The organism is Bradyrhizobium australiense (assembly GCF_013114825.1).
Lineage (GTDB): Bacteria > Pseudomonadota > Alphaproteobacteria > Rhizobiales > Xanthobacteraceae > Bradyrhizobium > Bradyrhizobium australiense.
On record NZ_JAAVLX010000001.1, the window covers coordinates 569508 to 590062 of the forward strand.

General features: G+C 64.2%; 18 protein-coding genes. 10 read left to right on the top strand and 8 right to left on the bottom strand.

Annotation, left to right across the window (positions count from 1 at the left end; all coding sequences use genetic code 11):
* The first annotated feature begins 6 nt into the window (after positions 1 to 6).
* On the top strand, positions 7 to 456 hold the full coding sequence (locus HCN58_RS02585) for a gluconate 2-dehydrogenase subunit 3 family protein (RefSeq protein WP_171577785.1): 450 nt from the start codon (positions 7 to 9) through the stop codon (positions 454 to 456).
* A 78-nt stretch (positions 457 to 534) separates the two neighbouring features.
* Positions 535 to 1551: a S1C family serine protease gene (locus HCN58_RS02590; protein WP_171577786.1), complete on the top strand. Its 1017-nt coding sequence runs from the start codon at positions 535 to 537 to the stop codon at positions 1549 to 1551.
* A gap of 119 nt (positions 1552 to 1670) precedes the next feature.
* Here HCN58_RS02590 and HCN58_RS02595 read toward each other — a convergent pair whose 3' ends face one another.
* The 5 genes from HCN58_RS02595 to HCN58_RS02615 all read right to left on the bottom strand — a co-directional run bounded on the left by HCN58_RS02595 (position 1671) and on the right by HCN58_RS02615 (position 9208).
* On the bottom strand, positions 1671 to 2453 hold the full coding sequence (locus HCN58_RS02595; RefSeq protein WP_171577787.1) for an alpha/beta fold hydrolase: 783 nt from the start codon (positions 2451 to 2453) through the stop codon (positions 1671 to 1673).
* A gap of 3 nt (positions 2454 to 2456) precedes the next feature.
* The gene (locus HCN58_RS02600) at positions 2457 to 3752 is read right to left on the bottom strand and encodes an O-acetylhomoserine aminocarboxypropyltransferase (protein ID WP_171577788.1); all 1296 of its coding nucleotides are present in this window, start codon (positions 3750 to 3752) and stop codon (positions 2457 to 2459) included.
* A gap of 44 nt (positions 3753 to 3796) precedes the next feature.
* Positions 3797 to 5101: a nicotinate phosphoribosyltransferase gene (gene pncB, locus HCN58_RS02605; RefSeq protein WP_171577789.1), complete on the bottom strand. Its 1305-nt coding sequence runs from the start codon at positions 5099 to 5101 to the stop codon at positions 3797 to 3799.
* Positions 5102 to 5162: 61 nt separating this feature from the next.
* Positions 5163 to 8726, bottom strand: coding sequence for a molybdopterin cofactor-binding domain-containing protein (locus HCN58_RS02610; protein ID WP_171577790.1), 3564 nt, complete (start codon positions 8724 to 8726; stop codon positions 5163 to 5165).
* Positions 8723 to 9208: a (2Fe-2S)-binding protein gene (locus HCN58_RS02615; RefSeq protein ID WP_171577791.1), complete on the bottom strand. Its 486-nt coding sequence runs from the start codon at positions 9206 to 9208 to the stop codon at positions 8723 to 8725. Before HCN58_RS02615 ends, HCN58_RS02610 begins: the two co-directional genes overlap by 4 nt.
* A gap of 285 nt (positions 9209 to 9493) precedes the next feature.
* On the opposite strand from HCN58_RS02615, the gene HCN58_RS02620 reads away from it, so the two are divergent.
* The 8 genes from HCN58_RS02620 (at position 9494) to HCN58_RS02655 (ending at position 17771) form a co-directional block, all read left to right on the top strand.
* A complete protein-coding gene (locus tag HCN58_RS02620) occupies positions 9494 to 10939 on the top strand; it encodes a 6-hydroxynicotinate reductase (RefSeq protein ID WP_171577792.1) in 1446 nt (481 codons plus the stop codon).
* Positions 10936 to 11844, top strand: coding sequence for a UPF0280 family protein (locus HCN58_RS02625; protein WP_171577793.1), 909 nt, complete (start codon positions 10936 to 10938; stop codon positions 11842 to 11844). The genes HCN58_RS02620 and HCN58_RS02625 overlap by 4 nt, the downstream gene beginning before the upstream one ends.
* A 20-nt stretch (positions 11845 to 11864) precedes the next feature.
* Entirely contained in the window at positions 11865 to 12449 is a 585-nt protein-coding gene (locus HCN58_RS02630; RefSeq protein ID WP_171577794.1) for an amino acid synthesis family protein, read from the top strand.
* Between the two features lie 24 nt (positions 12450 to 12473).
* Positions 12474 to 13676 (top strand): ABC transporter substrate-binding protein, encoded by a 1203-nt coding sequence (locus HCN58_RS02635; protein WP_171577795.1) that lies wholly within the window; start codon positions 12474 to 12476, stop codon positions 13674 to 13676.
* A gap of 232 nt (positions 13677 to 13908) precedes the next feature.
* Positions 13909 to 15798: an ABC transporter permease gene (locus HCN58_RS02640; RefSeq protein ID WP_171577796.1), complete on the top strand. Its 1890-nt coding sequence runs from the start codon at positions 13909 to 13911 to the stop codon at positions 15796 to 15798.
* Complete coding sequence (locus HCN58_RS02645) at positions 15795 to 16586, top strand: ABC transporter ATP-binding protein (protein WP_171577797.1); 792 nt, start codon at positions 15795 to 15797, stop codon at positions 16584 to 16586. The genes HCN58_RS02640 and HCN58_RS02645 overlap by 4 nt, the downstream gene beginning before the upstream one ends.
* Positions 16583 to 17287 (top strand): ABC transporter ATP-binding protein, encoded by a 705-nt coding sequence (locus HCN58_RS02650; RefSeq protein WP_171577798.1) that lies wholly within the window; start codon positions 16583 to 16585, stop codon positions 17285 to 17287. The genes HCN58_RS02645 and HCN58_RS02650 overlap by 4 nt, the downstream gene beginning before the upstream one ends.
* Positions 17288 to 17315: 28 nt before the next feature.
* Positions 17316 to 17771, top strand: coding sequence for a MarR family winged helix-turn-helix transcriptional regulator (locus tag HCN58_RS02655; RefSeq protein WP_171577799.1), 456 nt, complete (start codon positions 17316 to 17318; stop codon positions 17769 to 17771).
* Between the two features lie 13 nt (positions 17772 to 17784).
* Here the strand turns inward: HCN58_RS02655 and HCN58_RS02660 are convergent, their stop codons facing one another.
* From HCN58_RS02660 to HCN58_RS02670, 3 genes are all read right to left on the bottom strand, one after another.
* Positions 17785 to 18450: a hypothetical protein gene (locus HCN58_RS02660; RefSeq protein ID WP_171577800.1), complete on the bottom strand. Its 666-nt coding sequence runs from the start codon at positions 18448 to 18450 to the stop codon at positions 17785 to 17787.
* A gap of 2 nt (positions 18451 to 18452) precedes the next feature.
* The gene (locus tag HCN58_RS02665; RefSeq protein ID WP_171577801.1) at positions 18453 to 19853 is read right to left on the bottom strand and encodes a selenium-binding protein SBP56-related protein; all 1401 of its coding nucleotides are present in this window, start codon (positions 19851 to 19853) and stop codon (positions 18453 to 18455) included.
* A gap of 378 nt (positions 19854 to 20231) precedes the next feature.
* On the bottom strand, positions 20232 to 20522 hold the full coding sequence (locus HCN58_RS02670; protein WP_171577802.1) for a hypothetical protein: 291 nt from the start codon (positions 20520 to 20522) through the stop codon (positions 20232 to 20234).
* Positions 20523 to 20555: the final 33 nt, after the last annotated feature.

The following is a 20555-nucleotide window of genomic DNA, read 5'->3' on the forward strand; positions in this document are numbered from 1 at the left end:
ACCGCGATGTCCGCAGCCAATGAACTGACGTCAATTCAGCGCGACGATCTCCGCACCGTCGCCGCGATGATCATTCCCGCCAGCGACGAGTACGAGGTGCCCGGCGCCGACGATCCTGCGATCCAGGCCGACATGCTGGCGACGTTCGGCCGCGACACTGCGATGGTGCGTGCCGCGCTGGACCATTTGGCGCGCCTCGCCGGCAGACCGCTGGCCGAACTCGATACGGCCAGACGTGATGCCGTCGCGCAGGAGTTCCGCGCCACGGGCGGAGTTGCGGCTGCGACGCTCGTCCGCGTCGTCCTGCAATGCTACTACCGCGATGACCGCGTGCTGCGGTCGCTCGGGCTCGAGCTGCGCGCCCCGTTCCCGAAGGGTTACACGCTGGAGCATGGCGACTGGTCGCTGCTCGATCCCGTCAAGGCGCGGCCGGCGAAGCTCAGAGGGGCGCCATAGCGGGCCAGCCCTGCACTGAATGGGACCTTGCGCGAGGAGTTCCCGGCCACCATCTGATGAGGCCGAAGGAATCTCGCCATGTTGGATTTCACCTCAGATATCGCCGATGACCGCCTGTCATCGCGAAAGGCCGAGCCTGCCCCGGACGACCGGGTTCTGCTCGATGCCTATTCCAATGCCGTAATCGACGTGACCGAACGCGTCGGTCCCGCCGTCGTGCGCGTCGAAACCGGGCCGAAGGTGCGCAGTGCGCGCGAGCGCGGCGGACTTGGCTCGGGCATCGTGATCTCGCCGGATGGTCTCGTGCTGACCAACAGCCATGTGGTCGGATCGTCGAAAGAGATCCGCCTGCGCGATACCGAAGGGTTCGTCACGGACGCTCACGTGCTCGGCGTAGATCCCGACACCGACCTTGCGCTTTTGCGGGCAGACGGCGCGCGCGATCTGCGCTACGCCTCGCTCGGCAATTCGAAGACGCTGCGTCGCGGCCAGCTCGTGGTCGCGATCGGCAATCCGCTGGGCTTCGAATCGACAGTGACGGCCGGCGTGGTGTCAGCGCTTGGCCGCTCGATCCGCTCGATCAGCGGGCGGACCATCGAAGATGTGATCCAGACAGACGCAGCGCTCAACCCCGGCAATTCCGGTGGGCCGCTGGTGTCGTCGGCGGCGGAGGTGATCGGCATCAACACGGCGATCATCAATGGCGCGCAGGGCATCTGCTTTGCAGTCGCCAGCAACACCGCGCAGTTCGTGCTGTCGGAAATCATCCGCCACGGCTATGTCCGCCGCGCCTATATCGGCGTCGCCGGCCAGACCGCGCCGATTCCGCGGCGGCACGCGGTGGTCGCCGGCGTCGACAACAAGATGGGTGCGCTGCTGGCGCAGATCGAGCCGGACAGCCCGGCCGCGAAGGCCGGCCTGTTGCCGGGCGATGTCGTGATCAAGCTCGATGGCGCCGAGATCAACGGCGTCGACGATTTGATCCGCGCCCTCGACCGCGACCGCATCGGCCGCACGCTGTCGATGGACGTGCTGCGGATGGGGAGGTTGCGCGGGATCGACATTCACCCGGTGGAGCGCAAGCCGGCGCGGTAGTGATGTCAGACCCTCACGGTGAGGAGCGCGAAGCACGTCTCGAACCATGAGGCCCGGCTGGTGGCCTTCATCCTTCGCGGCGAAGACGCCGCTCCTCAGGGATGAGGGGAGAGAGGGCGCTACTGCCGCAGCGCCGCCAGCAATTCGTCGGGTGCTTCGGCCATGATCATGTGGCCCGCGCCTGGCACGATGACTGTGCGCGAATTCGGCGTCGCCGCCGCGAGCGCCTTGCCGCCCTTCGCCGGCGTCATCATATCGCGCTCGCCGAGAATGAAGGTCGCGGGCACCTTGACCTGGGCTGCGGCCGCGAGCGCATTTTGATACGTATTGCAGGCGTTGAGATCGTTGTGGAGCACGCCCGGCCGCGTTTGCTGCAGCACGCGCTGCGCGCCCTGATGCATCCACAGTCCCGGCGCAAGGCTGCCGCCGAGTTCGGCCTTGAAGCCGAGGCCCCAGATCGAAACCATATCGATGGCGTCAGGGTTGTTGACTTCAGCGGCTTTGAGCAGATCGGGCCCGACCGTCATCGTAGCGGCGGTGCCGATCAGGCTGAGGCCGGACACCTTCTCGGGATGCCGCGCGGACGTCTCCAGCGCGATCAGCGAACCCATGGAATGCCCGATCAGCTTCGCCTTCGGTGCGCCCGCGGCATGGAGCAGCGCCGCGGTCCAGTCGGCCATATCGGCGATGGTCGGCAGCGGGATGCCTGCCGAACGGCCATGGCCGGGCAGATCGGGCGCCAGCACCGAATAGCCGTGATGCGCGAACCAGCGGCTGTGCAGCGCCCAAGTCGAATGATCAAAGCCGGCGCCGTGCAGCATCACCACCGTAGGCAGCAATGGATCGAACGGACGGCCGCCGGTCGCGACGAAGGTATCAACGCCATTGACGGAAAGCTGCATGGTTCAAACCCTCTGCGACGCGCGAAGCGCCTGGCCGAGATCGTCGATGATGTCGGAGACGGTTTCGATGCCGACCGACAATCGCACCAGCTCCTCGCCGATCCCGGCGGCCTTCAGCTGAGCCGCGTCCATCTGCTGATGCGTGGTGCTGGCGGGGTGAATCACCAGCGTCTTGGCGTCCCCGACATTGGCGAGGTGGCTGATCATCCGCAACGACTCAATGAATTTTTTGCCCGCCGCGCGTCCGCCCTTGATGCCGAAACTGACGATCGATCCGGCGCCGCGCGGCAGCAGCCGCTTCGCGAGCTGATGGTCGGGATGATTTTCGAGTGCGGGATGCAGCACCCACTCGGCCGCCTTGTTGGCGGTCAGCGCCTCCAGCACCGCGAGCGTGTTGCTCATGTGGCGCTCCATGCGGACGCCGAGCGTCTCGACGCCTTGCAGCAGTTGAAACGCGTTGGTCGGCGACAGGCAGGCGCCGAAGTCGCGCAGGCCCTCGGTGCGCGCGCGCATGATGAAGGCGGCCTGGCCGAACTGCTCGTCAAAGACGATGCCGTGATAGCCGGCGTACGGTTCGGTGAGCTGCGGGAATTTGCCTGACGCATGCCAGTCGAAGCGGCCGCCATCGACAATAACGCCGCCAATCGCGATGCCGTGACCACCGATCCATTTGGTCGCGGAGTTCATCACGATATCGGCGCCGAGCTCGATCGGGCGGCTGAGGAACGGCGTTGCAAAGGTGTTGTCGATCAGAAGCGGAATCTTGGCGTCATGCGCGATCTGCGCGACCGCCGGAACATCGAGTACTTCGAGCCCGGGATTGCCGATGGTCTCGCCGATCACGAGCCGCGTATTCGGCTTGATCGCGGCGCGGAATTCATCGAGCGCGCGCGGCTTGACGAATGTCGTCGTGATGCCGAAACGCGGCAGGGTGTGGGCGAGCAAATTGATGGTGCCGCCGTAGAGCGAGGACGAGGCGACGATGTGGTCGCCGGCATTGAGGATCGTTGCGATCGCCAGATGCAGCGCGGCCATGCCGCTCGCTGTGCAGATCGCGCCGACGCCGGATTCGAGCGCGGCCAGCCGCTCCTCGAGCACGGCCGTCGTGGGATTGGAAATGCGCGTGTAGATGTGCCCGGCGCGTTCCAGATTGAACAGCGCAGCCGCGTGGTCGGAATCCTGGAACACGTAGGACGTGGTCTGGTAGATCGGAACCGCGCGGGCGCCGGTCGCGGGATCCGGCCGTTGGCCGGCATGCAGGCTCAGGGTTTCGAAGGCAGGCGGCTTGGGTGCGGGCATGCGGGGCTCGTCAGATCAAGTGGTGGCGGGAAGTATTCGACGGTTCAGACGTGCACGGCGGTGCGGACGCGGCCGGCATTGCCGAACACGCGCAAATAACGTTCGATCTCGGACGGCGTGCCGGTCGCCTTCTCCGGATTGTCGGAAAGCTTGACCGCCGGCCGCCCATCGACCGACGTCACCTTGCAGACCAGCGAGATCGGATCGAGATCGGCCGATCCGTCAGGCGCGCAGCCGACGAAATCATTGGTGAGGTTGGTGCCCCAGCCGAACGAGATGCGCACGCGTCCGGCGAAGTGGCGATAGGTCTCCTCGATCGAATCGACATCCATGCCGTCGGAGAATACGAGCAGCTTCTCCCGGGGATCGCGACCCTTCTGCTTCCACCACTTGACGATGTCTTCACCGGCCGTGATCGGCGGCGCGCTATCCGGGCGGAAGCCGGTCCAGTCGGCGACCCAGTCCGGCGCGTCGCGCAGAAATGGTTTGGTTCCGAAGGCATCGGGCAGCGCGATCAGGAGGTTGCCGCCATAAGTATGGCGCCATTGATCGAGGATGCGATAGGGCGCCCAGCGCAGCTCCTCGTCCGAATTGGCAAGCGCGGCCGCGACCATCGGCAATTCATGCGCATTGGTGCCGATCGCTTCGAGATCATTGTCCATCGCCAGCAGCACGTTGGAGGTGCCGGTGAAGGAGGAGCCGAGGCCCTCCTTGACGGCCTCGACACACCAGCGCTGCCATAGATGGCCGTGGCGTCGGCGTGTGCCGAAGTCCGACAGCCGCAGGCCTTCGAGCTTGCGCAGCCGCTCGACCTTGGACCACAGCTTGGCCTTGGCGCGCGCATAGAGCACGTCGAGCACGAAGCGTCCCTGTCCCTTGGTCGCCTGCCGCGAGCGCAGCTCGTTCATGATCGCAAGCGCCGGGATTTCCCACATGGTGGTGTGGGTCCATGGCCCGTGGAAGTGCAACTCGTACTGGCCGTCGACCTTGTTCAGTTCGTACTCGGGCAGGCGAAAGTTGGCGAGCCAGTGGATGAAGTCCGGCGAGAACATCTGGGTCTTGCCGTAGAACGTATTACCGGCGAGCCAGATCAGCTCCTTCTTGGTGAAGCGGATGGTGCGCGCGTGGTCGAGCTGCGCGCGCAGTTCGCCCTCATCGATGATCTCGGCGAGGCGGACCTGCCGGGTGCGATTGATGACGGAAAAGGTGACGCGCTGCTCCGGATAAAATTCCCGGATCATCTGCAGCATCAAGAGCTTGTAAAAATCGGTATCGAGCAGGCTGCGCACGATCGGGTCGAGCCGCCAGCCGTGGTTATAGGTCCGGGATGCAATATCGGTCACTGCCATGCTGGAACTCTACCGTGCCGGGGGCCGCCCAACCAGTGGGTTTTGCCGGCGGCATGGCAGCTCAGCGCGCCTGTTCCCGCCGGATACGGCTAATCGCAGCAGGAATATCCTTCCAGACCGGCTTATCAGGAGCAAATTGTTGCCTCAGATAAGCGACCAGTTCGGTGACCTGGCCGTCGGTCAGGCTGTCCCTGAACGCCGGCATATAGCCGAGGTCGGTTGTGGCCGGTTTCGCGATGCCGTGCAGGATGACCTGGATCAGATTGTCGGGCATGGCGCTGTGCAGATTGCTGTTCAGCGCCAGCGACGGCCGGCTGCCGAACAGCGGCGCGCCGCCGACCTCGTGGCACACCGCGCAGGCGCCCTGATAGAGGCGCGCGCCGACGCTGGCGGCCGCAAGCGTTCGCGTGCCGGTCGATGCTTCGAGCCTGGCGGCAAGCGCTTGCTGTGCCGAGCGATCGATCGCGGTCTCGTTGAACGAGGCGAGATAGACCGCCATGGCGCGAATATCGGCATCAGGCAACGCCGCGAGTTCTCGCACCACCGGCGCCATTGGCCCCGCGGCGACGCCGTGAAAGCGCGATTCGCCGGTCCGCAAATAGGCGTACAGTTCGTCCTCGTTCCACGGGATTGGCGCTTGCGACAAGGAGGTCAGCGCCGGTGCTTCCCAGCCCTCCGCGAATCCCCCGGCGAGATAGGCGTTCGTCTTCTCGGCGCCCAGCCCGTTGCGCGGCGAATGGCAGGCGCTGCAATGGCCGAGGCCTTCGACCAGATAAGCGCCGCGATTCCAGATCTCGGATCTTGCATGATCGGGCTGGAACACGGCGGGCTTGTGAAACAGCGCATTCCACCCAGCCATCAGGGGGCGAAGGTTGAACGGAAATGCCAGCGCGTTGGCCGGCGTCTCCGCTCGCACCGACGACTGCGCCATCAGATAGGCGTAGAGCGCCTGCATGTCGGCATCGGTCGTCTTGGCGAAATGCGGATAGGGGAATGCCGGGTAGAGATGCCGTCCGTCGCGGTGAATGCCGTCGCGCATCGCGCGCTCGAAGGCGGGATAGGACCAGGCGCCGATGCCGGTTTCGACATCGGGCGTGATATTGGTCGAGTAGATTGTGCCGAACGGTGTCGGCAGCGGCCGTCCGCCGGCGTTGAGCACGCCATTCGCAGCGGTGTGGCACACTGCGCAGTCGCCCAGCGCGGCGAGTTGCTGGCCGCGGGCGATGGTCGCGGCCGAATAGACCGAGGCATCGGGTCGCGTGATCGGCGCGATCGCTCGCCACGGCAACACCGCGGCGCCGACGCCGACCACGGCGGCGCACAGCGCTGCGGCTGTCGCAAACACGCCGCGTCGTCCGGCGAATGGGTTCTTCCATCGGTTGAGATCGGATTGCGGCGCCGTTGTCGGCGAGGGCAGGACTTCGGCTGCTGCCGGCTCCTCGCCGCGCAGTCCCCGCAGGATGCGTTCCGGCGTGAACGGCAATTCGCGAAAACGCACGCCGGTCGCGTCATAGATCGCGTTGGCGATCGCCGCCGCGCTGGGGACGGAGGCGGATTCTCCGACACCGAGCGGCGGCTGGTCCTGCCGCGGCAACATCAGCACGTCGATCTCAGGCACCTCCGGGAATTTGATGATGGGATAGGCGCCCCATTCGCGAGCCGTTACGGACGTGCGATCGAACGAGACCTCCTCCATCAGCGCACGGCTGGTCGATTGAATGACATTGCCGTGGATCTGGTGGCGCACACCATCCGGATTGATCATCAGGCCGGAGTCCTGGCCTGCAACGACGCGCGTCACGCTGACATCGCCGGTCGCCTTGTTCACCGCGACATCGGCGATCCATGCCGACCAGGCTGCGCCATAGCCGGGAAACTTGCTGTGCACATAGAGCGCATAGGCAAAGCCGCGCCCGCGCACGATGTCGCCCTCGGCCTGCTTGCCCTCGCGCACCGGCCGCGGTTTCCAGCCGGCGCGCTCGGCCACCGCATTGACGAGATCGACGGCGCGCGGATCCTTCAGATACCGTAGGCGATATTCGATCGGGTCGACGCCGGCTTCAGATGCGCATTCGTCGATCCAGGATTCATGCGCAAACGTGTTCGGCAGCGCCGAGACGCCGCGCAGCCAGGATGCGCGCACGATGGGCGGCATGTCGTTCGCCACCACGCGCAGATTCTCGTAATCGTACGGGGGGATCGCGGTGCGATCGCCCATCTCGAATACGGCCGGCGTATGCGGTACGGCGCCGGTCAGCAGCAGGGCCAGCGTCGGTGCGCCGTTCGATGGATAGCAGGTCGCAAAATCATATCCGGCAACGCTGCCATCCGCGTTCAAGCCGCCGTGGACATCCATCAATTGCGCGGTGCCCTTGGGTTCCCAGGCGTGCTCCTGCTCGCGCGTCAACTGCACACGGACGGGGCGGCCGACGGCGCGCGACAGCAGGACTGCATCGGCAGACACGTCGTCGGCGCAGTTGCGGCCGTAGCAGCCGGCCGCTTCCAGCCGGATCACCTCGATTTCGGCTTCGCGCCGGTGGATCAATCGCGCCAGATCGGTGCGCAGATGATGCGGGTTCTGTGTGCCGGACCAGACTCGGGTGTGGTCGTCCTGGTAATCGGCGACCGCGCAGGATGGGCCGATCGAGGCGTGCATCTGGTAGGGCCAGATGTACGTGCGCGGCATTGGCCTGGCGGCATCGGCAATTGCCCCCTCGACGTCGCCCTTGTCAATCAGCCTGCGCGGGGTCGACGGATTGGCGCGCAGCGCGGTCTCGATATCCTTCAGATCGGGCAGCGTCGGCACCGGCTTCCAGCTCACCTTGAGCTGCGCCGCCGCCTTGATCGCATTTTCCTCGCGCTCGGCGACGACGCCGACGAAGTCGCCGATGCGAACGATGGCGACGAGCCCCGGGATGTCGCGCACAGAGGCTTCGTCCACCGCAATCAGGCTGTTGCCGATGAAGTCGCCGACATCGACGCCGGCATAGGGCGGGCGAACGACGCGGCCATGCAGCATGCCGGGCACGCGCACGTCGTGCACATAGACCAGCTCGCCGGTCGCCTTCGCCGGCAGATCGACGCGCGGGACCGATTGGCCAACGATGCTGTAGGCGCTCACCGCCTTCACGGGAACATCGTCGGCGAGTTCAAGGCGAATGGTCTCCCCCGCAATCAGTTCGCCATAGCTGACGCTGCGATTGTCCTTGCCGCGGACGAGGCCGTCTTCAACGACGAGGTGCTCGACCGCAAACTCCAGCCGGTCGGCTGCGCGTGCGAGGAGATACTGCCGCGCCTGGGCGGCGGCCTTGCGCAGCGGCACTGCGGTGATCTGGATCGTCTCGCTTGCGATCGTCGCGCCCTGATTGGGGACGAGGGTTGTGTCGCCAAGGACGACGACGACACGCGCAAAGGAGACGTCGAGCTCTTCGGCGACGATCTGCCCGAGCGCGGTGCGAATGCCGGTCCCGAGATCGACGTGGCCATTATAGGCGGTAACCGATCCGTCGGCGGTGATCTTGATAAACGTCTCGAACTTGACGGCCTCGACCGGTGACGCGGGGCGAACGACGGACAGCGTGCCTTGCAACCGTTCGCGATTCTCGGCCGTGTCAAGGACGGTCATCGCGTCTGCGCCTCAACGAGACGGCCTGCGGCGCGCATTGCCGCGCGCATGATTTCGACATGCGCACCGCAGCGGCACAGATGATGACGCAGCGCTTCCAGCACCTCGGCCTCCGACGGGCGAGGGGAACGCAGCAACAGCGCCTTCGTCGCGATGATCATGCCGTTGAGGCAATAGCCGCATTGCGCGGCCTGCTCATGGATGAAGGCCTGCTGCACGGGATCGGGATGCTCGCGCGTGCCGAGGCCTTCGAGCGTCACAATGTCGCGCCCGGCGCAGCCTTCGATCGGGATCACACAGGACCGCGCGGCGACGCCGTCGATCAGCACGGCGCAGGCGCCGCACTCGCCGAGCCCGCAACCGTATTTCGGTCCATTCAAGGCGAGGTCGTTGCGCAGCACATAGAGCAATGCGGTATCGGGCGCGGCATCGACATCGTGTGTGTTGCCGTTGATGGTCAGCCGCATCGTTGTCTGCGTCATGCTCCCTTAGGCCCTCATTGCGCTGCAAACTACGCGCCGGACGCTCCCGGAAGATACCGTTTGTGTACAAACGTGCAAGCCGCGCATCCCGCGCTGCAGCGCGCTGCTCGCTTTATGAACAGAACGGCGACGCAGATGCGGTATTATGCGGCAAGTCGGGCCTTTCCCGGCCGGGCCCGCTTGACAGCGTTTGCGTCCGCGCGCAACATCATTCGTATACGAACAAATGGTCGGACCCGCGAAGAAGCGGCTATGATCGGCGCCTTCCCGACTGCAGGCTTGTTCATGACTGACGAGACCGTTGCCACTGGCGACAAGATCCGCTGCGACGCCTGTCCGGTGATGTGCTACATCAAGCCGGGCGCGGCAGGCGCTTGCGATCGCTACGCCAACCACAATGGCGAGCTGGTGCGTGTCGATCCGCATATTGTGCTGGAGCGAACGGTCTCGCACGGTGGACGGCTGGTGCCGTTCCAGGCCGGCGGCGATTGGGACGGCAAGCTCGTTCACGAGCCGAATGTATTCGTCACGGCGATCGGTGCTGGCACGACTTATCCCGACTACAAGCCTGCACCGTTCATCGTGTCCTCGGAAGTCGATGGCGTCGACATGGTCACCGTCGTGACCGAAGGCATTTTCAGCTATTGCGGCGTCAAGGTGAAGATCGACACCGACCGCTATCTCGGTCCCGAAACGGCGACCGTCCGCGCGGAAGGCGAGGCGATCGGCCACGTGACGACCAGCGAGTACGGCTCGCAGATGCTGTCGCTCGGCGGCGTGCATCATCTGACCGGCGGTTCCAAGAAGGAGGGCCGCGTTACCTGCGACGCGCTGATGGAACTTTCCAACTGCAAGCCGGTGGAGCTGACGATCGATGGCGGCGCTACCGTCGTGGTGCAGGCTGGCCGGCCGCCGGTTGTCAATGGTGTTGCCGAAGAGCGCATGCGGGTCGGCTGCGGCTCGGCGACGATCGGCATGTTCGCCAAGCAATGGCACGGCAAGGTCGACGAGGTCGTTGTCGTGGACGACCACATCACCGGCGTCCTCTCGGAACACCAGGCCGGCAAGTTGCTCGATATTCCCGATACCGGGATCAAGATGAAGGGCCGGCGCTCGACGCCCGGCCGTTATTTCCAGGTCGCCGATCCCGGGACGGGGTGGGGCGGCACCAATATTTCCGATCCGCTGTCGGTGCTGGGACCGTTCAATCCGAAGGAGGCGCGGCCCGGGCTCACCATGCTGATGGTTTCGACCACCGGCGAGCACGCCGCCTATTACGAACTCGACGAGGCGCTGCGGCCGGTCGAGAAGCCAATGCCGCCCGATCTGCAGTTCTCGGTCGAACGCATCCAGGAAAATTGCGAACCGGCGCTGTGCACGGTGCTGTTCATGGGCGGTGCCGGCGGTTCGCTCCGCGCCGGCGTCACCGACAATCCGGTGCGGCTGACGCGCTCGGTGAAGGACGCGCTGACGCGGGTTACGAGCGGCGGCGCGCCGGTCTATGTCTGGCCCGGCGGCGGCATCACCTTCATGGTCGATGTCACGCAGATGCCGGCCGGCGCGTTTGGCTATGTACCGACGCCGGCGCTGGTGGCGCCGATCGAGTTCACGTTGAAACTGTCTGATTACGCGGCGCTCGGCGGCCACATGGATCATGTGCGTCCGCTGGCGTCGTTGCGGGAAAACAGCGAATTTCGCCCGATGTCCTATGTACCCGGACGTCACGCATGAAACGGCTCCCGCAAATCGCGCTACTTCCTGACGGCAAGCGGCTGCATTTGCAGGACGGTCCGATCGACCTGATTATCGAGGCGAAGGGGAGTGAAGGCGACGTGCACGCCGCTTACGAGGCCGCCGCGCAGCGCTTTACCGGCCTGCTCGATGAACTCTGCGACGAGTTGATCGAACTTCGAAAGGCCGCCGATCCCGCGCGAAGCGCGCTGAATGGCGTTGTTGCACGTCGCATGCATGCGGCAGTGGCGCCTTTCGCGGCAGAGCACTTCATCACGCCGATGGCTGCGGTGGCGGGCAGCGTTGCGGAAGAAATTCTGGGCGCGCTGCTGGAGGCGGCGCGGCTTGATCGTGCCTACGTCAATAATGGCGGCGACATCGCGTTGCATCTGACCGAGAGCGAGGGATTCACAGTTGGACTGATGGACCGGCCGGACAGTCGCGGTGTGATGCAAACCATCACTATTGAAGCCGAAGATGCGGCGCGGGGTATCGCCACCAGCGGGCGGCACGGCCGCAGCTTTTCGCTCGGGATCGCCGACGCCGTCACCGTGCTGGCGCGAACGGCATCGCAAGCAGATGCCGCGGCCACCATCATCGCCAATGCCGTCGACTTGCCTGGTCATCCCGCCGTCCTCCGCTGTCCGGCCAATGAGCTGCAGCCCGACAGCGACCTCGGCGCGCGCCTCGTGACCCGCGACGTCGGCTTGCTCCGGGAAAGTGAGATCGAGGAGGCGTTAAGGGCGGGGGTGAGCCGGGCACAGCAACTGCTTGCGGCGGGGTTGATCGAAGGTGCGGCCTTGCGTCTACTAGGCGAGACCGTGATGGTTGGAGCAAGTGGGATGAAGGCCGAAGCGTCGCCAGCATTTCATCGAGGCGCGATAGAGCGCGGGGCGCATGTTTGATCGGGAGCGAGGCGAGTAAGATGAGCGCGATCATTCGCAAGATCGTTACAGTGGTCGAGGAGACCCATCTGGAGATGGGACAAAAAGTTGCGCCGCCGACACGGCGCGCGGCCGCGATTGCCGTGATCGAAAATCCGTTTGCCGGAAAATATGTGGAGGACCTTTCACCGCTGATCGCGATCGGCGAGGAGCTTGGTGAACTGCTGTCGAAACGGGCAGTCGCGGCGCTCGGCATTGATGGCGCCAAGGCGCACAGCTACGGCAAGGCGGCTGCGGTCGGAGAAAACGGCGAGCTCGAGCATGCGGCAGCGATCTTGCATCCGAAGATGGGCGCGCCGGTGCGGAAAGTTTTGGGCAAGGGCGCGGCGCTGATCCCGTCGTCGAAGAAACGCAGCGGCCCGGGAACGACGCTGGATATCCCGCTCGGCCATAAGGATGCGGCGTTCGTGCGCAGCCATTTCGACGGCATGGAAGTGCAGATCAACGACGCGCCGCGCGCCAATGAGATCATGGTCGCGGTCGCGGTCACCGACAGCGGCAGGCCGCTGCCGCGCGTCGGCGGACTGACGGTTGCGGAAGTCAAAGGCGAAGATGGCTTGAGATAATGACAGTCAACATTGGAGGTAGGGATGCGACGGAGACATTTGCTGGGAGCGGGATTGGCGATCGCGGTCGCCGGCATGGCTGGTTCGGCCATGGCGCAGAGCGAGATCAAGATCGGCGAGATCAACAGCTATTCGCTGTTGCCTGCCTTCACCGAGCCCTACCGCAAGGGCTGGCAGCTGGCGGTGGAGGAGGTCAATGCGGCTGGCGGCATCAACGGCAAGAAACTCGTCGTCATTTCCAAAGACGACGGTGGCAAGCCGGCGGACGCGCAGACCGCCGCAAACGAATTGGTGTCGAGCGAGAACGTTGCGATGCTGGCCGGCACCTTCCTCTCCAACATCGGTCTCGCCGTCTCTGATTTCGCCAACCAGAAGAAAGTGTTCTTCCTGGCCGCGGAGCCGTTGACCGACGCCATCACCTGGTCGAAAGGCAATCGCTACACGTTCCGCCTGCGTCCTTCCAACTACATGCAGGCCGCGATGCTGGTGGAGGAAGCCGCAAAGCTGCCGGCCAAGCGGTGGGCGACAATTGCGCCCAACTATGAATACGGCCAGTCGGCGGTTGCGGTGTTCAAGAAGTTGATGTCGGAGAAGCGCCCGGACATTCAGTGGGTCGACGAGCAGTGGCCGCCGCAAGGCAAGATCGACGCCGGCCCGGTGGTACAGGCGGTTGCCGCAGCTAACCCCGAGGCGATCCTCAACGTCACCTTCGGCGCCGATCTGGTAAAGCTCGTGCGCGAGGGCAATACCCGCGGCCTGTTCAAGAACCGCTCCGTCGTGTCGTTCCTGACCGGTGAACCGGAGTATCTCGATCCACTCAAGGACGAGACGCCGGAGGGTTGGATCGTCACGGGATACCCCTGGTACGACATCAAGACACCGGACCACGACAAGTTCCTGAAAGCCTACCAGGCCAAGTACAACGATTATCCGCGGCTCGGCTCGATCGTCGGCTATCAGACCATCAAGGCGGCGGCGGCGATCCTGGCGAAAGCCAAATCGACCGATCCGGAGAAGCTGATCGCGGCGACTGAAGGACTGTCGATGCCGTCTCCGTTTGGCGAGATCACTTTCCGTAAGATCGATCACCAGTCGACGCTTGGTGCCTATGTCGGCAAGACCGCGCTGAAGGACGGCAAGGGCGTGATGGTGAACTCGGTCTATCGCAAGGGTGCGGATTATCTGCCGGGCGACGCTGAGGTCGAAAAGCTTCGCCCCAAGGATTGATTTCTCCCCTCTCTCTCCCCGCTCTTCGCGGGGAGAGAGAGAGGGGTGAGGGGCTCTCTCCACGAGTTGTGGCAGCAAGTGGACCTGCACCCCTCACCAGGATCGCAAGGGCGATCCGAACCTCTCCCCGCAGGCAGGGAGAGGTAAGACCGACGACCGTCATTCCTGAGGAGGCCCGAAGCGCCGTCTCGAAGGATGAAGGCCCCAATGTTTCTGCGAACCCGGACCGCCAATGGCCTTCTACTTCGTTCAGTTCCTGACCGGTCTCGCTAGCGCGGCGTCGCTGTTCCTGGTCGCGTCGGGGCTGTCGATCATCTTCGGCGTGACCCGGATCGTGAACTTTGCCCATGGCGCGTTCTACATGCTCGGCGCCTATGTCGCATTCACGTTGACCGAGCGGCTCTCCGGGGCGCTCGGCTTCTGGGGCGGCATCGTCGTCGCGGCACTGATTGTCGCCGTCATCGGCGTGCTGGTCGAGATGGTGCTGTTGCGGCGGATCTATCACGCGCCGGAGCTATTCCAGTTGCTGGCGACGTTCGGCCTCACCTTGATGGTTCAGGACATCGTCGTGATGATCTGGGGCCCGGACGATCTGCTCGGTCGTCGCGCACCCGGCTTCAGAGGCGCGGTCGATTTTTTCGGCCAGAATATTCCGAGCTACGATCTGTTCCTGATCGCGCTCAGCCCGGTCGTGCTCGGCGTGCTCTGGCTTCTGTTCCAGCGCACGCGCTGGGGCGTCTTGGTGCGCGCGGCGACGCAGGATCGCGATATGGTGGCGGCGCTCGGCGTCAATCAGAAATGGCTGTTCACCAGTGTGTTCGCGCTCGGCGTCTTTCTCGCGGCGCTCGGTGGCGCGCTGCAGATCCCGCGTGACGCGGTGCATCACGCGCTGGATCTTCGCATCATCGTCGAAGTGTTCGTGGTCGTGGTGATCGGCGGGCTCGGCAGCATCATCGGCGCCTTCGTCGCTGCCGTGCTGGTGTCCGAACTCAACGCCTTCGGCATTCTCATTTTCCCGAAGATCTCCATCATCCTGGTGTTTCTGGTGATGGCGGTGGTGCTGATCGTGCGGCCGTGGGGCCTGTTCGGCAAGCCGGAAGCTGCCGCGCGTCGCACGCCGGGCCTGACGGTCAATCCATGGCGACCGCTCACTTCAGGCGAGCGCATGATGTCGATCAGCGCACTGGCCCTTGCGGCGACGCTGCCGCTGTTCGCCGGAAATTACGCACTTACCGTGGGCTCGGAGATTGCGATCTTCGTCGTCTTCGCCGCCAGCCTGCATTTCCTGATGTCGGTCGGCGGGCTCGCCTCGTTCGGCCACGCCGCCTATTTCGGGCTCGGCGCGTATGGCGTCGCATTCCTCGCCAAGGCGGCGGGATTGCCGATGATGGTTTCGCTCCTGTTAGGCCCGGTGCTGGGCCTGCTGGGTGCGGCGGTATTCGGCTTCTTCGCGGTGCAATTGTCCGGCGTCTATTTCGCGATGCTGACGCTGGCCTTTGCACAGATCGTCTGGTCGATCGCGTTCCAGTGGGTCACGGTGACCGGCGGCGACAACGGCATTTTGGGTGTGTGGCCGGAGAAATGGGCGGCGAGCCCCGCCAATTTCTATTGGTTGTCGCTCGGCATCACGGCGCTGGTGGTTGCTCTGCTCCGCGTGATCGTGTTCTCGCCGTTCGGCTTTGCGCTGCGCGCGACGCGGGATTCGCCGCTGCGTAGCGAGGCGATCGGCATCAATGGCAAGCGCGTGCAATGGACGGCCTTCGTCATATCAGGCACGGTGGCGGGCATCGGCGGCGCGTTGTTCGCCTATCTGAAGGGAAGCGTATTCCCGGACAGCGTCGGCATCTCGCTGTCTGTGGATGCATTGGTCATGGTGCTGCTCGGCGGCGTGGAGACGGTTTCCGGCGCGGTGATCGGTGCCATCGTGTTCAAGGCGGCGAACATCTGGCTGGTCAGCCAGACCGATCTCTCCAAGCTGGTGCTGGGCGGCTTTATCGTGCTGATGGTGGTGGCGTTCCCCAAGGGCATCGTCGGCACGCTGGAGACGATCAGGAATCGTCGGCGATCCTCCAAAGCCAAAAAATCTGCGCTCGTCACCTCTCGGATCGAGGCCGCCGAATGAGCATGGTTCCCACATTGCTGTCGGTCCAGAATCTGAGCAAGTCCTATGGCGGCGTCCATGCCGTGCGCAGCGTTTCGTTCGAGCTCAAGGCCGGTGAAATCCTGGCGCTGATCGGGCCGAATGGCGCGGGCAAAAGCACCTGCTTCGACATGCTCAACGGCCAGAACGTGCCGGACACCGGACGGATCAATCTGCTGGGCGAGGATACGATTGGCCGAAAGCCGCGCGCCATCTGGCGGCTCGGCGTCGGACGCACCTTCCAGATCACGGCGACATTTCCGACGATGACCGTGCGCGAGAACGTGCAGGTGGCGCTGGTGTCGTATGGCAGGCAATTGTTCAATCTCTGGGGCTCGACGGCGGCTTACGCGCGCGACGAGGCAGGCCGCTTGCTCGATCTGGTCGGCATGGTCGGCTATGCCGAGCGCCCCTGCGGCGAGCTTGCCTACGGCGATCTCAAGCGGCTGGAGCTTGCGATCGCGCTCGCCAACCAACCCAGGCTGTTGCTGATGGATGAGCCGACCGCGGGCATGGCGCCGCGCGAGCGGATCGAACTGATGCGGCTCACCGCGCGGATTGCCCGCGAACAATCGATCGGCGTGCTTTTCACCGAGCACGACATGGACGTGGTGTTCGAACATGCCGACCGCATCCTGGTGCTGAACCGCGGTAGCCTGATCGCCGAAGGCTCGCCCGAGGAAGTCCGTGGCAATCCGCAGGTGCGCGCGATCTATCTCGGCGAAGGATTGCTCTATGATGCGCGTCACCGCGAGGGAGCCGGCGCATGAAGCTGCAGGTCGCCGATCTCAACAGCTTTTACGGCCCGGCGCATATCCTGTTCGATATTGCGCTCGAAGTCGGTGAGGGCGAAGTGGTGGCTTTGCTCGGCCGCAACGGCGCCGGCAAGTCGACCACGTTCCGCTCCATCGTCGGCCTGGTCGAGAACCGTTCGGGACGGATCGTCTTCGAGAGCAGGGACGTCTCACGCGAGCCGACGCATGCGATCGTGCGTGGCGGGCTCGGCTATGTGCCGGAAGAGCGGCGCATCTTCACGGACCTGACGGTTGAGGAAAATCTCGAGGTCGGCCGCCAGCCAAAACGGCCGAATGCACCGCATTGGACGCGCGAAAAACTGTTCACGCTATTTCCTAATCTCGGCGAGATGCGCAACCGGCCGGGCGGGCGGATGAGCGGCGGCGAGCAGCAGATGCTGACGATTGCGCGCACCCTGATGGGCAATCCGTCGCTGGTGTTGCTCGACGAGCCATCGGAAGGGCTGTCGCCAAAAATCGTCGAGCAGATGGTCGACGCCATCCTGGCCATGAAGAACGAAGGCGTCAGCATCGTGGTCTCGGAGCAGAACCTGCATTTCGCGCGGCTGATTTCGGACCGCGCCTACATCATCGAGCGCGGCAGGATTTGCTTCGGCGGCACGATGGCCGAACTCGACGCGCGGCCGGATATCCGGGACGCGCATCTGTCGCTGTGATCGGCGAAGGGAAGGGCGGGGAACGCAGATGGGAAGGAGTGTTTCGCCGAAACGAAGCGTCAAGCCGCCGCGGCCGTCCTACATTCTCGACGAACAGATCGGCTTCATCCTGCGTCAGGTCTGGCAGCGCCATGCCACCATCTTCGCCCGCGAGATCGGCATCAACCTGACGCCGACGCAATGGGCGGCTCTCGCCAAGCTGACCGAGACCGGACCGTGCTCGCAGAATCTGCTCGGACGGCTGACGGCGATGGATGTCGCGACCATCAAGGGCGTGATCGATCGCCTCACCGCGCGCGGCCTGACCGAGACCAGCCCGGACCCCGAAGACGGCCGCCGCCTGCTAGTCAGCCTGACGCGCGCCGGCCAGCAACTGGCCGAGAAGGCCGCGCCGAACGCGCTCGCGATCAGTCGCGAGACGCTGGCCCCGCTCGATGCAAAGGAGCGCGAGACGTTGATCGCATTACTCGATAAGCTGCGTTAAGGCGCAGTTCGTGTCAGCTCAAGTTAAGCGCAAGCGCAATCACGCCCACTAGAATGAGGCTGACGGCCCAGGTCGTATCCAGATTGAACCAGCTCTGGGATATGAATTTCAGGCCGAGATAGCGATAGGCGAGCCATGCGCAACATCCGCCGGCAACGACCATCGCGGCAGCGTGGACGATGGCGACCAGCACGGCCATGCCGAGATTGGTGTTGATGAGCGTGGCCGCGGCTGCGTGGCCGCTGTCGAGCTCGGCTTGGCGGCAGAGCCCGAGGTAGATCGGCACCAGCATCAGCGCCGCGCCATGCGCGAGCGCCACAGCAAACGACCACAGCCCCAATTGCGCCGGCGATATCCGCGCGAGCGCCCTTGGATGGCGCCGGTTGGCCAACCGGAACAGACCGAAGCCGATGACAAGGAGGCTGGCACCGATTTGTATCGTGCGTTGCCATTCGACCACGGCAACCAATAGCGCGAAGGGCAGGATCACCAGGAGCATCGCGAGCAGATGGCCACCCGTGAGCGGCCAGAGCGCGGCCACTAGCGCCCGCGGACTCCGCTCCATCAATCCAGCCGAAACGGCGAGCGGCCAGCCCATTCCCGGGTTGACGCCGTGGTAGAGGCCACTCGCAATGACAGCCAGCCAGAGCCAGGCAGGTGTCCAATCGGCTGCGCTCAACTTCAAACCGACGGATAGCAGAACGAATCCGTCGAACAGTCGCCGCCATCGAGCCGGATCTGATGCGCGCGGTAACCGTCGGGGAAATTGACCCAGTAGTCTGCTGCCAGCTCGAGGCCGCCGTCCGGCTTGGTATTGGCCATTACCATGGCGCCCGGAACACCATCGGGATAGAACTGATCATCCCATGTCGAATAGAGCGAGTTGGTCCAGTAGACCCGCTTGCCGTCGCGGCTGATCTCGACCATCTGCGGGCCACCTCCAAAGGCCTTGCCGTTCGGGTGCGGCGAGCGGCGTGCGATGCCGCCGATGCGTACCGAACCGGCAAGCTTCGGCCTTCGCGGTTCGCTGACATTGTATTGACGCATCTCGCCGGTGCCCCAGCAGGCGACGTAGAGGAATTTGTCGTCCATCGAGAGGTCGATGTCAGTCACCAGCGGCGGCACGGCGCCAAAGCCCTGCAGCAGAGGCGGCAATTGCTCCTTCGGTGCCGCCTCCGGTGGGATCGTCGCCGTCTTCTCGACGTGAAACTTGCCGCCCTCGCGCCACCAGGTCCAGATCGAACCTTCGAGGTTGGTGGTGTCGACGACGGTGCCCAGAAAGCCGTACTCGCGAACCGGATCATGCGCGGGACGCACTTCCAGCCCCATCTGGTGATTGGCCCCGAGATCGATCGTCTGCACGTTTCGCCGGGCCCGCAGATCCCAGAAGTGAATATGGTGACCGTACTTGTTCGAGAGCAGATCCTCCGGCAGGATTCCGTTCTCGAATTGCGGCGGCAACCCCCACTCGCTCGTCACCATGTAATCGCGCGGCAGGTTCCACCAGAAGTCATAATGCAGCGTTTGCGGACCGCGATCGAGCTCCCACCGTCCGAGCACCTCGAATGTTTCGCAATCCATGATGAAGACACCGGGCGGTCCGTCGGTGCCGTTCTTGCCGCCGCCGCCGAGCGTGCTGACGTAAACGCCTTCCGGGCCGCAATGAACGGTGTGGGGCCGCGAATATCCGGTCTTCCTGAAAATTTCCTCAGGTTCGATGATCTTGTGGATCGTCGCCTCGGTGGGATCCGGCTTGGTATCGACGATGTAGATGCGGGAGGACCGCATGCCGGGGATGATCAGGTAGCGGCGCTCCAGGAAGGCATGTCCGGTCAGCGGCGATAGCGCCGACGAGCAGGCGTTCCAGCCGAAATGGTGAAACTCGTCGCCCTTGTTGGGCATCGTCACGGTGTGAACGACCTGGCTGTAGGTCGAGGAGCCCGGCTTGACGTCGATCACCGCAAGTGCGTCCGGCTTTGAAGCATCCGGGCTGAGCAGCACGGTATAGGCGAAGCTCTCCGGCGGAGCTTCCATGGCAAGCTTTGGCGAAGCGTGAAACGTGGGGTCGGGCCGAATATTCATCGTACTGCCTCCCTGTTTGCCTGATGGTCAGCAACACGGCTCAGCGGCATGCAGCAGCAAGAAATCACCCGGCTCGTTGAGTTCCTCTCGCGAGTGCCGCCGGCCAGGGTTTGCGCGATCAACCATACACCGCAATGCGGCAGGCGAAAACAACGATAGTGCTAAATCCGGCGCCAATGCCTGCAGTTGCGCCAAACCCGCGAAGCCGCAGCTGGATCAGACCCGTGCCTTGCGCTCTGCCTGTGCGGCGAGGAGCTCACGCATCCTCGATGCCGGATCATCGGTGCTTAGGCACTCGCGAACGCGACGATGCCGACGGCGGTCGCGGCGCACAGCGGCAAGAGAGATTGATTGAACGCAGCGGCGAAGGCTGGTTCGTCACTTCATGGTGGGAAGGATTCTAGCAGCGGACTCACGCATCACACTCACTCTGGATTTTTCCGGCCGGGATGTTCGGGCCGGCCTTCGGTCGACGAGGTTGGGTTCGACCAGCGCCAGCGCATCGACGCTGCTGCCGATCTCGCTCGTTCCGCTCGCGACCATCTGCAGCGCGACGCCGGTGATCGTCGCCCAGAAGTTTGCGCGGCGATTTCCGGGCTCGTTATCATCTGCCAGCGCTTTTGCGCCATGATCACTATTTTTGGTATACAGATAAACCCATGTTACCATTGACTTCGTGTCACATTAATTGATAACATTGTT

Excerpts from the sequence above, each read along its gene's own strand:
- HCN58_RS02665 (WP_171577801.1), bottom strand. The coding sequence starts at position 19,853 with ATGAATATTCGGCCCGACCCCACGTTTCACGCTTCGCCAAAGCTTGCC.
- HCN58_RS02630 (WP_171577794.1), top strand. The coding sequence starts at position 11,865 with ATGAGCGCGATCATTCGCAAGATCGTTACAGTGGTCGAGGAGACCCAT.
- HCN58_RS02645 (WP_171577797.1), top strand. The coding sequence starts at position 15,795 with ATGAGCATGGTTCCCACATTGCTGTCGGTCCAGAATCTGAGCAAGTCC.
- HCN58_RS02640 (WP_171577796.1), top strand. The coding sequence starts at position 13,909 with ATGGCCTTCTACTTCGTTCAGTTCCTGACCGGTCTCGCTAGCGCGGCG.
- HCN58_RS02585 (WP_171577785.1), top strand. The coding sequence starts at position 7 with ATGTCCGCAGCCAATGAACTGACGTCAATTCAGCGCGACGATCTCCGC.
- HCN58_RS02600 (WP_171577788.1), bottom strand. The coding sequence starts at position 3,752 with ATGCCCGCACCCAAGCCGCCTGCCTTCGAAACCCTGAGCCTGCATGCC.
- HCN58_RS02620 (WP_171577792.1), top strand. The coding sequence starts at position 9,494 with ATGACTGACGAGACCGTTGCCACTGGCGACAAGATCCGCTGCGACGCC.
- HCN58_RS02615 (WP_171577791.1), bottom strand. The coding sequence starts at position 9,208 with ATGACGCAGACAACGATGCGGCTGACCATCAACGGCAACACACACGAT.
- HCN58_RS02590 (WP_171577786.1), top strand. The coding sequence starts at position 535 with ATGTTGGATTTCACCTCAGATATCGCCGATGACCGCCTGTCATCGCGA.
- HCN58_RS02610 (WP_171577790.1), bottom strand. The coding sequence starts at position 8,726 with ATGACCGTCCTTGACACGGCCGAGAATCGCGAACGGTTGCAAGGCACG.
- HCN58_RS02650 (WP_171577798.1), top strand. The coding sequence starts at position 16,583 with ATGAAGCTGCAGGTCGCCGATCTCAACAGCTTTTACGGCCCGGCGCAT.
- pncB (WP_171577789.1), bottom strand. The coding sequence starts at position 5,101 with ATGGCAGTGACCGATATTGCATCCCGGACCTATAACCACGGCTGGCGG.
- HCN58_RS02625 (WP_171577793.1), top strand. The coding sequence starts at position 10,936 with ATGAAACGGCTCCCGCAAATCGCGCTACTTCCTGACGGCAAGCGGCTG.
- HCN58_RS02635 (WP_171577795.1), top strand. The coding sequence starts at position 12,474 with ATGCGACGGAGACATTTGCTGGGAGCGGGATTGGCGATCGCGGTCGCC.
- HCN58_RS02655 (WP_171577799.1), top strand. The coding sequence starts at position 17,316 with ATGGGAAGGAGTGTTTCGCCGAAACGAAGCGTCAAGCCGCCGCGGCCG.
- HCN58_RS02670 (WP_171577802.1), bottom strand. The coding sequence starts at position 20,522 with ATGGTAACATGGGTTTATCTGTATACCAAAAATAGTGATCATGGCGCA.
- HCN58_RS02595 (WP_171577787.1), bottom strand. The coding sequence starts at position 2,453 with ATGCAGCTTTCCGTCAATGGCGTTGATACCTTCGTCGCGACCGGCGGC.